We start from the raw sequence: 11,277 nt of genomic DNA, 5'->3' as shown, positions 1-11,277 counted from the left end.
GCGAGACCCATGAACCCGCTCATCCCCACCTGCGCCGACCTCGCATCCGAGGAGGTGCTCGACGCCTTCGACGACATGGTCAATCCGCCCGGGCTGACCAACCACTGGGCCACCGCCCAGGTCGACCACGACGTGCTCGCTGTCCGCAGCCTCAACGTGCCACCCGTGGCTCAGGGGGACACGATCACCGGGCAGCTCTACCTCGGGGGGCGGCTGGCCCGGTCCTACGGGCAACCGGTCCACACCCGGTGGCGCCCGGACCGGGTGGACCGCCGCACCACGATCGAGGGCTGGGAGCTGCGCACCGCGACCGTGTGCCCCGCCGGGCAACCAGGAGTGCACGTGCGGCTCGAGGTCACCAACACGGCCGCACAGGAGCGGCAGTTGCGCCTCGGCGTGTGGCTGGCCTCCGCCGTCACGCAGGCCGCGCCGTGGCGCCAGGCCGAGCCACCGCAGGCACCCAACCGGGTGCAGCGTACGGGAACCCGGGTCACCGGCACCGATGGCAGCGCCTGGGCCGTGCAGGAGCTGGTGGTTCCCCACGGTGCCGAGGTGATCCCCGGGGGAGCGCGCGTGGTGGAGGCGACGGTGATGGTCGGTGCCGGCCAGAGCCTCACCTGGGACTACGTGCACGCGATCTCGGCACAGGAGGAGCACGCCCGGGCCGCGGCCGATGCGATGGTGGCCGGCGCCTCGCAGGCCCTGGCGCAGAGCGAGGCGTCCTGGAACTCCTCGCTCGCTGCGCTCTTCGATCCGACGAATCCTGAGTTCTCCGGCGCACTTCCGGTCCTGGACACCAGCGACGCGGACCTGCGCAGGCTCTACTGGTGGGGCGCCGTCGGGGTGCTCTGGTTCCGCCGGGACAACCCGGCCTCGGTGCTCGGGCGCACCTACGACACCCTGATGCCCCGGTACTGGCAGACCACGACGTTCATCTGGGACTACTCCCTCTCCTCGCATGTGCACGCCCAACTCGACCCGGCCGTGATGCGCCGTCAGATCGCGCACTGGGTGGGCCTGGACATCGAGCAGCACTTCGGCACCGAGTGGCTCACCGGCGGCCCGGTCGGCTACTGGTACTCGGTCAACCACTACGCCATGACCCGACTGGTTCGGGACTACCTCGCCTTCACCGGCGACCGGGCTTTCCTGGATGAAGAGCTCACCACCCCCGACGGCGTCACGCGCCCCTTGCGTGAGCACGTGCGTTCCTGGGCCCGCCATTGGCACACCCTCCGCTCGGCCAGCGGCCTGGCCGACTACGGCGAGATCGACAACCTGCTCGAGTGCGTCAGCTCCTACGTGCACGAGGTCGCCAGCCTGAACGCTGCCAATGTGTGGTGCTTGCGGACGGCGGCCGAGATCGCCGATCTGGACGGTGAGACGGCCGAAGCCGCGCGGCTGCGGGCCGAAGCCGAAGAGCTGGTGACGCTCGTGCGCGAGCTCTACATCCCCGGGGCGGGCCACTTCCACGCCCGGCAACCGGACGGCACTCTGGTGCCCACCAAGCACTGCTACGACTTCGCCACCGTCGGCACGACCATCGCAGCGGATCTGCCGGAGCAGGTGCGCGAGGAGATGGTGCGCTTCTTCGACACCGAGCTGCGGACACCGTCGTGGATGCGGGCGCTCGCACCCTCGGACCCGGATGCGGGCTATTCGCTGCGGGCCGACCACCAGTGGAACGGTGCCTACCCCGCCTGGCCGCCGGACTCGGCCCGGGCGGCGATCGCGCTCGGGCACCCGGAGGTCGTGGCGGACTGGCTGCCGGGCCTGGCGCGCACCGCCAATCAGGGCCCGCCCGGGCAGGCGCACTTCGTGGAGGAGGCAGCGCCGCCGGTCAACGGTGGAGCGCGTAAGACGCCGCCTCAGTTCCCGTATCTGATCGACTGGTCGTGCTCCTCGGCCGGGTCGTTCGTGGAGCTGGTGATCGGCGGGATCTTCGGCGTGCACGTCGGCCTGGACGGGAGCGTGTCCGCCGACGGCTGGGTGGACCGGCTCGATCCGCAGGCGGCGCTGCGCGGCCTGCACGTGGCCGGCACGAGCTACGACATCGTCGGCGGCCGGACGGTCGCGCACACCGACGACCGGAAGGAATCCTGATGACCGCACAGGTGAGCGAGGTGGACCTCGGAGCTGGATGGACCGGGCTGCGCCTCAGCAGCGACGATCTCGAGGTGACGCTGCTGCCCCAGCAGGGCTGCGACGTGCACGCCCTGGTCGACCGCCGCACGGGCGTGGACGTGCTCTGGAAGACCCCGTGGGCAATGCCCCCCTACGGTTCCGGACGCTGGAACGCCGAGGACGAGGCCGAGTGGCTGGAGCGCTACTGCGGTGGCTGGCAGTTGCTGTGCCCCAACGGTGGCGACGCGAGCGAGGCTCCCGGCGGGTTGACCTGGGGATGGCACGGGGAGGCCTCACGGATCCCATGGCAGCTCCTCGACTCGGGGGTCGATGACGCGGGCAGTACCTACGCCGTCCTGCGTACCCGACTCACCAGGGCGCCCTTGCAGATCGAGCGCAGGGTCGCCGTCAGTGGGCCCGTGCTCAGCATCGATGAGACGGTGACGAACACGAGCCCCGACCCGATCGAGATCATGTGGTCCCACCACCCGGCGTTCGGCGCCCCGTTGATCGGGCCGGCCACCCGGATCTACACCAGCGCTACCACGATCACCGCCGACGCCTCCGATGCCGGCGCCGATCTGCAACCCTCGGCGAGAGGCGACTGGCCGCATCCGGTGCCACCGGCGGGCCGGGAGCCGGCCGACTTCTCCCGCATCCCCACCGCGCCGCGGGCCACTCTCGCCTATCTGGGCGACTTCGCCGGCGCCGGCTGGTACGCGATGGTGAACCCGGAGATCGAGCTCGGGGTGGGGCTGCGGTGGGATGCGGAGCTGTTCCCGCACGCCTGGTACTGGCAGGAGCTGCGTGCGAGCGGCGGGGCGCCGTGGTGGGGCGAGGTGTACGTCACGGCGATCGAGCCGGCGTCGACGATCCCCGGCCATGGCATCGCCCACGCGAAGTCCGTGGGTGCGAACCTGGTGCAGCTGGCCGGGGGAGAGGCCCGGTCCACGCGGGTCGAGGCCACGACGTTCGTTCCCCACGGCCGGGTGCGGCTGGTCGGTCCCGGCGGCACCGTCGACCAGGACTGAGGCATGGCGAGCGCGAGGGTCTTTCACGACGGCACACTCACCGAGCCGCGGCTGGACCACCCGGAGGGGGTGGCGGTGCACCCGGACGGCAGCATCTGGTGTGGTGGGGAGCGGGGGCAGCTCTTCCGGATCTCCCCGGATGGGAGCCGGCGTGAGCAGGTCGCCAGTACGGGCGGATTCGTACTCGGGATCGACATCGACGCCACGGGTGCTGTGTATCTGTGCGATCTGGCCCACCGGGCGCTCTATCGATACTCCTCCGGGCTGGATCAGCTCACGCGAGGGGGAGCGCGACCGTTCGTGACTCCCAATATGGTGCGCGTGACGCCGTCAGGCTCGGTCTACGTGACCGACTCGCATGTGCAGGGGAAGCCGGGCCCAGGGGTGTACCGGTTCGATCTCGAGGGCACCGGTGGGCTCTGGTACGACCGTCCGCTGGACTTCGCCAATGGCCTGGCCGTCCCGGATGATGAGAGCTGCGTCTACGTGGTCGAGACGTTCGCCTCCCGGCTGGTGCGGATCCCGATCCTTCCCGACGGCGGCCCCGGCCCTGCCGAGACCGTGGCCGTCATGCCCGGGGTCCTTCCGGACGGCGTCACGATCGGCCCGGACCGAATGCTGTATGTCGGGTGCTACGAGCCCAGCCAGGTACTGCGAGTGGATCCCGCGAGCGGGACTGTCACCACGCTCGTGGCGGACGAGACTGCGCACGTGCTGTGCCATCCGACGAACCTCGCCTTCCGGGGAACGGACCTGTTCACTGCCAACCTCGGGCGCTGGCACGTGAGCGTGATCGAGAGCGTTGTGGATCTGGGCTGACGGGGTTTTTGTGACGAGAATCGTTCATATCTCGGTGTTGTCTCGGTGTGCCCGTGGCGGTGCGTGAGTGCGCGAAGTACCCTCCAGAGGCGTTAGGTTAGGGGCCGTGGCAACGCGAACGGTGACTTCGTCCTCCCGAACCCCGGTGTGGCGATCGACCGTCGTCCTGAAGGTCGCGATGGCGATCAGCGGACTCGTGCTCGTGGGCTATCTGGTCGCTCACATGTACGGGAACCTGAAGGTCTTCGCAGGTCAGGAGGCGTTCGACGAATACGCACATCATCTGCGCGAGCTCGGTGAGCCCATGCTCCCTTACGAGGGTGCACTGTGGCTGATCCGGATCGTCTTGCTCGCGGCGATCGGGGTGCACATCTTCTCCGCCGTCACGCTCTGGCGACGCTCCCGGGCGGCCACCGGCGGCAAGGGCAGCCAGCGCTACGCCAGCTCGAAGGCGCCGCGCGGTAGCCAGCGCAGCTATGCCTCATTCACGATGAGGTGGGGCGGCGTGGTGATCATCCTGTTCGTGATCTACCACCTCATGCACTTCACGTGGAACACCATCGCTCCTGGTGGCGCCTCCGACAGCCCGTACGAACGCGTGGTGAACGGTTTCGAGATCTGGTGGGTCGTGCTCAGCTACACGATCGCGCTGCTCGCAGTCGGGTTCCACCTGCGGCACGGCGTCTGGGCCGCACTGGCGAGTCTCGGTGCGAACACCAGCCAGCGTCGTCGGCGCAACCTCAACATCCTGGCGACCCTCGTCGCCCTCGTCATCATGGTGGGCTTCCTGCTCCCGCCGTTCGGCATCTTCTTCGGATTGGTCGGCTAAGTGAGCGTCACTCCCGAGCACGTAGACAACTCTGGGTCCTTCTACGTCGACGGCGACCCGATCGCCGACGCCAAGGCCCCTGACGTCCCGCTGAGCCAGACGTGGGATCAGCGCCGCTTCGACGCCAAGCTCGTCAACCCGGCGAACCGGCGCAAGCGGTCGGTGATCATCGTCGGTACTGGTCTGGCCGGTGGGGCCGCCGCCGCCACGCTCGGCGAAGCCGGCTACCACGTGAAGAACTTCTGCTACCAGGATTCCCCGCGCCGGGCACACTCCATCGCAGCGCAGGGCGGGATCAACGCCGCGAAGAACTACCGCAACGACGGCGACAGCATTCACCGCCTCTTCTACGACACGGTCAAGGGCGGCGACTACCGCTCCCGCGAGTCCAACGTCTACCGCCTCGCACAGACCAGTGTGGAGATCATCGACCAGTGCGTCGCTCAGGGTGTGCCGTTCGCGCGTGAATACGGTGGCCTGCTCGACAACCGTTCCTTCGGTGGCGTTCAGGTTTCGCGAACCTTCTACGCCCGCGGCCAGACCGGTCAGCAGCTCTTGCTGGGCGCCTATCAGGCCCTCGAACGTCAGATCGCCGCCGGCACCGTGGAGATGTACACCCGCCACGAGATGCTCGACGTGATCATCGTGGACGGTCGTGCCCGCGGCATCGTCGTACGGGACATGGTCTCCGGTGAGATCGAGACGCACATGGCCGACGCCGTCGTGCTCGGAACCGGTGGGTACGGCAACGTCTTCTTCCTCTCGACCAATGCGATGGGCTGCAACGTCACCGCCTCGTGGCGGGCGCACCGCAAGGGCGCCTACTTCGGCAATCCGTGCTACACGCAGATCCACCCCACCTGCATCCCCGTCTCCGGCGACCACCAGTCCAAGCTGACGCTGATGAGTGAGTCGCTGCGCAACGACGGCCGCATCTGGGTGCCCAAGGACGGTGACGACAAGCGCGATCCGCGTCAGATCCCCGAGGACGAGCGCGATTACTACCTGGAGCGTCGCTACCCGGCGTTCGGGAACCTCGTTCCTCGTGACGTCGCCTCCCGCGCTGCGAAGCAGGTGTGCGACGAGGGTCGTGGCGTGGGTCCCGGCGGATTCGGCGTCTACCTCGACTTCGCTGACGCGATCAAGCGGCTCGGTCGCAAGGCTGTGGAGGCCAAGTACGGCAACCTGTTCGACATGTACGCCCAGATCACCGGCGAGAACCCGTACGAGGTTCCGATGCGGATCTACCCGGCCGTGCACTACACGATGGGTGGCCTCTGGGTCGACTACGACCTGCAGTCCAGCATCCCGGGGCTGTTCGTGATCGGAGAGGCGAACTTCTCCGACCACGGCGCCAACCGGCTCGGTGCCTCGGCGCTCATGCAGGGCCTGGCCGACGGCTACTTCGTGCTCCCGCCGATGATCAGTAACTATCTCGCTGACGCCCCCTTCGAAGCGGCCGACGAGAACCACCCCGAGGCGGTCGCCGTCTCACAGCAGGTGCAGGAGCGTGTCTCCACGCTGCTGTCCATCAACGGTTCCCGCACGGTTGACTCCTTCCACCGCGAACTCGGCCACATCATGTGGGAGTACTGCGGTATGGAGCGCACCAAGGAGGGGCTGACGAAGGCGATCGGGCTCATCCGCGAGCTGCGTGAAGAGTTCTGGCGCGACGTCAAGGTCACCGGCGTCAACGAAGAGCTCAACCAGACCCTCGAGAAGGCCGGCCGGGTGGCCGACTTCATCGAGCTCGGCGAGCTCATGTGCATCGATGCCCTGCATCGCGAAGAATCCTGCGGTGGCCACTTCCGGGCCGAGCACCAGACCGAGGACGGTGAGGCGTTGCGCGACGACGAGAATTTCGCCTACGTCGCCGCCTGGGAGTTCGGCGGAGATGGTGGCCAGCCGATCCTGCACAAGGAAGACCTCGTGTACACCGAGATCGAGATGAAGCAGCGGAGCTACAAGTGAACATCACCCTGCGCGTCTGGCGTCAGCAGAACGCCGATACCCCCGGTGCCATGCAGACCTATCAGGTGGCCGACGTGTCACCGGACATGTCGTTCCTGGAGATGTTGGACGTCCTCAACGAACAGCTCACGCTGGCCGGGGACGATCCGATCGCCTTCGACAGCGACTGTCGTGAGGGGATCTGCGGGATGTGCGGTCTCGTGATCAACGGCCTCGCACACGGACCGAACGAGCTCGTCACCACCTGTCAGCTGCACATGCGTAGCTTCAGCGACGGTGACGTGATCGACGTGGAGCCGTGGCGTGCCCAGCCGTTCTCGGTCATCAAGGACCTGGTGGTCGACCGGTCCTCCTTCGACCGGATCATCCAGGCCGGCGGGTTCATCAGCGCTCCCACCGGGACCGCCCCGGACGCCCACGCGGCGCCGGTGCCGAAGGCCGACGCTGATGCTGCCTTCGACGCTGCCACCTGCATCGGCTGCGGCGCCTGCGTGGCGGCCTGCCCGAACGGGTCGGCGTCGCTGTTCGTGGCTGCGAAGATCACCCATCTGGGTCTGCTTCCGCAGGGTCAGCCCGAGCGCGACTCCCGCGCCCTGGACATGCTCGCCCAGCACGACGAAGAGGGCTTCGGTGGCTGCACCCAGATCGGTGAGTGCACGGCCGCGTGCCCGAAGGGGATCCAGCTCGACCTGATCTCCCGGATGCAGCGCGACGTGCTCGGGGCCCTGTCCCACCGTCGCTGAGGGGCGAGCCGCTTCCAGGGGCCGAACCGCTCCAGGGGCCGAATAATTGACCCCTTCTCGGGTTTCACCCTGAGTTTCGGGCCCTTGCACGCCGCTGCCGCTCGCGGGCCCGCTTCCCGGGCCGAATAATCGACCCCTGAAGGGGATTGACCCCGATTTTCGGGCCCAACAGTGGTGCGTCATCGCTGGTGCCAGGAAGCGTCGACGTCGACGGCACAGCCGAGTGCATCAGCGAGTGTGACCAGGAACTTGTGTCGCTTGGCCTTCTTGTAGTGCGTAGCCGCGACGATCTCGATGTAGGTCCAGCCGCTCGCAGCGGCGTTGTCGCGCCGGTCGATGTCGGCTGGTCCGCGTTCCGGCGTGAAGTGATCCTTGCCCTGGTACTCGACAACGACCCGCTTCTTCCTCCACACCATGTCGCCCTCGCCGATCCAGCCGCCGATTTCGTCGTCGAGCGTGACGTTGAGTTCGGGTTCGGGGAGACCAGCCCACACGATGGCCAGGCGTACACGCGACTCCATGTGAGAGGCCGAGCCCAGGCGCACCCAGCGGGCAGCTCGGCGTAGTCGGTCAGCGTCGCGGACCCTACGCCGGGCCAGGGACTCGTACAGTTGGTCCACCGATCCGAGCCGGTTGGCGATCGAATCACCCATGACCACGAGGTCTTCGATGCTCATCTCGGCGGCGAGATCGCACCATGTGTCGACGAGGTCAGTCACTCTGATGCCGTCCACCTCGGTGCTCTCGCGGAGCTCGAGGCCCTTGTGATGTGTGCATCCCCGGCGGCGGATTCGCGCCCGGTTCGTCTCTCGCATCACGTCGAGATCGTCGTCGGTCGTGGGGCGTTCTGGAAGTCTCAGCCTGTGAATCTCCGCGGCTGTGCGCCCGGAGAACACGACGTCGTCGGGAAGGCCCGTCGCTGTGGCCTCCGCCAACTCACTGACCGTGGACGGTTCAGTCGTTGTGCGGACCCCGTGGGTGGGGCGGCTCAGGTGGTCGTCGTAGAGCCTGCTCTGCCCAACTCCGAGCTGCTTCGCCTCACTCACCGTGAACGCGCGCTGTTCGAGTTCGGCCGGTAGGGGTGTACGTTTCATGCGGTCCAGAATCGCCGAGACCGTCGGTCGCGCGCAGCGGCTATCCACAGGTGTGCTGAGGGGCCTGAAACTCAGGGTAGAACCGGCTCGGGGGTCGATTGTTCGGCCCGGGAAGCGGGTCCGCGAGTGGCAGCGGCGTGCAAGGGCCCGAAACTCAGGGTGAAACCCGAGAAGGGGTCAATTATTCGGCCCCTGAAGGGGCCGGGCGACGGGCGGCGACACCACAGGACGGGCGACACAGGACGGGCGACACAGGATGGGCGGCGACACCCCGGCCCCGGCAACACCTGACCCAGCTATGCCTCAACTCCCTGCCGGCTCGCGAGTAGCCGGCGGAAGGAGTCGAGCCTGGCCCGGTCGGTGGCTGTCCCGGACTCGGCCCATGGATCCAGGGCACAGTCGGGTGCGTCCTCGGTGTGCGTGCACCCGCGCGGGCACTGGGCTGCCACGTGGGCCAGATCCTCGAATGCGGTGACGAAGTCACCCGGATCGACGTGCGCGAGCCCGAAGGACCGCACGCCCGGGGTATCGATGATCCACCCGCCGGCTGGTAGCGGTAGCGCCACCGCGGAGGAACTGGTGTGCCGGCCGCGGCCGGTCACCTCGTTCACGTCTCCGGTGGCACGGTCGGCGTCCGGCACCAGGGCATTCACCAGTGTGGACTTCCCGACGCCGGAGTGACCGACGAGCACGGAGACGCGCCCGTCCAGGTGCTCGGCGACCGTATCGACCCAGGCGGAGCTGCTGTGATCGCGCCGGGTGGCCACGGCCTGCACATCGAGAGCACCGTAGCGGTCCACGAAGTCAGCGACGAACGCCTCGCTCACCAGATCGGCCTTGGTGAGCACCAGCAGGGCGTCCATCCCGGCGTCGAAGGCGGCCACGAGGAATCTGTCCACCATCCGCGGCCGCGGCTCCGGGTCCGCCAGCGCGGTCACGATCACCAGCTGGTCAGCGTTCGCGACGATCCCTCGCTCGGTGGGGTCGGTGTCGTCGGCACTGCGGCGCAGTAGCGTGTGCCGGTCCTGTACCCGCACCACTCGTGCGAGCGTGCCCTCGGCACCGGAGACGTCGCCCACCAGGTCCACCCGGTCTCCGACCACCACGGCACCACGGCCCAGCTCGCGTGCCTTCACCGCCACCACCGGCACACCGACATCGGTCAGTACTTGATAGCGCCCGCGATCGACCGCCGTGACCAGCCCGGGTACGGCATCGGCGTGGTCGGGACGTTGTTTGCTGCGCGGCCGTGAGCCCTTCCGGTTCGGGCGGACGCGTACGTCGGCCTCGGTGTAGGAGCGCCGACTCGCCATCAGTCCTCGCCGAGCATGCGCTGCCACATCGACGGGAAGTCGGGGAGCGTCTTCGCCGTCGTTCCCACATTCTCGATCCCGACCCCTGGGACGGCGAGCCCCACGATCGCGGCGAAGGTCGCCATCCGATGGTCGTGATAGGTCGCCACCTCGCCACCGCGCAGGGCGCCCCCGCGGATCAGGAGGCCGTCGGGAAGCTCTTCGGCGTGACCACCCAGACGGGTGATCTCGGTGACCAGTGCCGCTAGCCGGTCGGTCTCGTGCCCACGCAGGTGCGCGATCCCCGTGAGCCGCGACTCCCCGGGAGCCAGGGCCAGCAGCGCGGCGATGGTCGGGGCCAGTTCCCCGGCTGCGGTCAGGTCCAGGTCTGCCGGCTGCACCCGGCCCGATCCCGTCACGGTCAGCGTGCCGTCCGCGAGCGTGACCGACCCGCCGAGCCGGGTCAGGAACTCCGGCAGGAGTGCTCCCGGCTGCGTGGTCGAGCTGGGCCAGTGCGGCACGCTCACCCGCCCGCCTGCCGCCAGTGCCGCTGCGAGGAACGGTCCCGCATTCGACAGGTCCGGCTCGATCACCACCTCACCGCCGCTGATCTCACCCGGCTCCACCCGCCACTTTCCGGGTGCGACATCGTCGACGTCCACACCCCGGTCGCGCAGCACGGCGATCGTCATATCGATGTGCGGTTGGCTCGGCAGCACCTCACCCACGTGGTGCAGCGTGAGTCCCGCCTCGAACCGTGGTGCGGCCAGCAGCAGGCCTGAGACGAACTGGGAGGACGTGGACGCGTCCACCTCGATCTCCCCGCCGCGCACGCGCCCGGCACCATGGACGACCACCGGGAGGAATCCGGGGACGTCCCCGGAACCGTCGGCCCTGCCGGCGCCGTCGTCCGGCCCGGCCACCGGCACCCCGAGTGCGGCGATCGCCCGCAGCACCGGTCCCATCGGCCGCAGGCGCGCCCCTGGGTCCCCGTCGAGCAGCACCGGCCCGTCCGCCAGGGCAGCCAGCGGCGGGACGAACCGCATCACGGTGCCGGCCAGTCCACAGTCGATGGGCGCGCCTGCCCGCAACGGCTGGGGCGTCACCCGCACGGTCGTGCCGTCGTCGGAGACCTCCACACCCGCCCCGAGGCTGCGCAGCGCGCCGATCATCAGTTCCGCATCCCGGGAGTGCAGGGCACCCTGGATCGTGGTCGGAGCACTCGCCAGTGCTGCCAGCGGCAGCGCCCGGTTGGTCAACGACTTCGAGCCGGGAACAGCGACGACGGCCTCGAGCGGTCGGGTCGCGACAGGAGCAGGCCACAGGTCAGGAGTGTTCACCACCCCTCCAGCCTACTGGCGCCCCGCGTGGGGG

The 11,277-nt window shown here is 68.7% G+C and carries 9 protein-coding genes; 6 read left to right on the top strand and 3 right to left on the bottom strand.

Going from position 1 to position 11,277, the window contains the following annotated elements:
* Positions 1 to 9 precede the first annotated feature (9 nt).
* The 6 genes from FV560_RS03960 (at position 10) to FV560_RS03935 (ending at position 7,517) form a co-directional block, all read left to right on the top strand.
* Positions 10 to 2,103, top strand: a complete 2,094-nt coding sequence (locus FV560_RS03960; protein ID WP_159619609.1) for a glucosidase family protein — start codon at positions 10 to 12, stop codon at positions 2,101 to 2,103.
* Complete coding sequence (locus tag FV560_RS03955; RefSeq protein WP_159619607.1) at positions 2,103 to 3,155, top strand: aldose 1-epimerase; 1,053 nt, start codon at positions 2,103 to 2,105, stop codon at positions 3,153 to 3,155. The genes FV560_RS03960 and FV560_RS03955 overlap by 1 nt, the downstream gene beginning before the upstream one ends.
* A gap of 3 nt (positions 3,156 to 3,158) precedes the next feature.
* Positions 3,159 to 3,974 carry an SMP-30/gluconolactonase/LRE family protein gene (locus FV560_RS03950; protein ID WP_159619605.1) on the top strand — a complete coding sequence of 272 codons (816 nt, stop codon included), beginning with the start codon at positions 3,159 to 3,161 and terminating at the stop codon, positions 3,972 to 3,974.
* Between the two features lie 106 nt (positions 3,975 to 4,080).
* Positions 4,081 to 4,803 carry a succinate dehydrogenase cytochrome b subunit gene (locus tag FV560_RS03945; protein WP_159619603.1) on the top strand — a complete coding sequence of 241 codons (723 nt, stop codon included), beginning with the start codon at positions 4,081 to 4,083 and terminating at the stop codon, positions 4,801 to 4,803.
* On the top strand, positions 4,804 to 6,774 hold the full coding sequence (locus FV560_RS03940) for a fumarate reductase/succinate dehydrogenase flavoprotein subunit (RefSeq protein ID WP_159619601.1): 1,971 nt from the start codon (positions 4,804 to 4,806) through the stop codon (positions 6,772 to 6,774).
* Positions 6,771 to 7,517, top strand: a complete 747-nt coding sequence (locus tag FV560_RS03935) for a succinate dehydrogenase/fumarate reductase iron-sulfur subunit (RefSeq protein WP_159619599.1) — start codon at positions 6,771 to 6,773, stop codon at positions 7,515 to 7,517. The genes FV560_RS03940 and FV560_RS03935 overlap by 4 nt, the downstream gene beginning before the upstream one ends.
* Before the next feature lie 179 nt (positions 7,518 to 7,696).
* Here FV560_RS03935 and FV560_RS03930 read toward each other — a convergent pair whose 3' ends face one another.
* From FV560_RS03930 to aroA, 3 genes are all read right to left on the bottom strand, one after another.
* Complete coding sequence (locus tag FV560_RS03930) at positions 7,697 to 8,611, bottom strand: hypothetical protein (RefSeq protein WP_159619597.1); 915 nt, start codon at positions 8,609 to 8,611, stop codon at positions 7,697 to 7,699.
* Between the two features lie 296 nt (positions 8,612 to 8,907).
* Positions 8,908 to 9,924: a ribosome small subunit-dependent GTPase A gene (rsgA, locus tag FV560_RS03925; RefSeq protein ID WP_159619595.1), complete on the bottom strand. Its 1,017-nt coding sequence runs from the start codon at positions 9,922 to 9,924 to the stop codon at positions 8,908 to 8,910.
* Positions 9,924 to 11,243, bottom strand: coding sequence for a 3-phosphoshikimate 1-carboxyvinyltransferase (gene aroA, locus FV560_RS03920; protein ID WP_159619593.1), 1,320 nt, complete (start codon positions 11,241 to 11,243; stop codon positions 9,924 to 9,926). Before aroA ends, rsgA begins: the two co-directional genes overlap by 1 nt.
* Between the last annotated feature and the right edge of the window lie 34 nt (positions 11,244 to 11,277).

Source organism: Ruania rhizosphaerae, assembly GCF_009805705.1.
Classification (GTDB): domain Bacteria; phylum Actinomycetota; class Actinomycetes; order Actinomycetales; family Beutenbergiaceae; genus Ruania; species Ruania rhizosphaerae.
Note: the sequence above shows the minus strand (reverse complement) of the source record. Positions and strands in the feature narration are given on the sequence as shown.

Excerpts from the sequence above, each read along its gene's own strand:
- FV560_RS03960 (WP_159619609.1), top strand. The coding sequence starts at position 10 with ATGAACCCGCTCATCCCCACCTGCGCCGACCTCGCATCCGAGGAGGTG.
- FV560_RS03955 (WP_159619607.1), top strand. The coding sequence starts at position 2,103 with ATGACCGCACAGGTGAGCGAGGTGGACCTCGGAGCTGGATGGACCGGG.
- FV560_RS03950 (WP_159619605.1), top strand. The coding sequence starts at position 3,159 with ATGGCGAGCGCGAGGGTCTTTCACGACGGCACACTCACCGAGCCGCGG.
- FV560_RS03930 (WP_159619597.1), bottom strand. The coding sequence starts at position 8,611 with ATGAAACGTACACCCCTACCGGCCGAACTCGAACAGCGCGCGTTCACG.
- rsgA (WP_159619595.1), bottom strand. The coding sequence starts at position 9,924 with ATGGCGAGTCGGCGCTCCTACACCGAGGCCGACGTACGCGTCCGCCCG.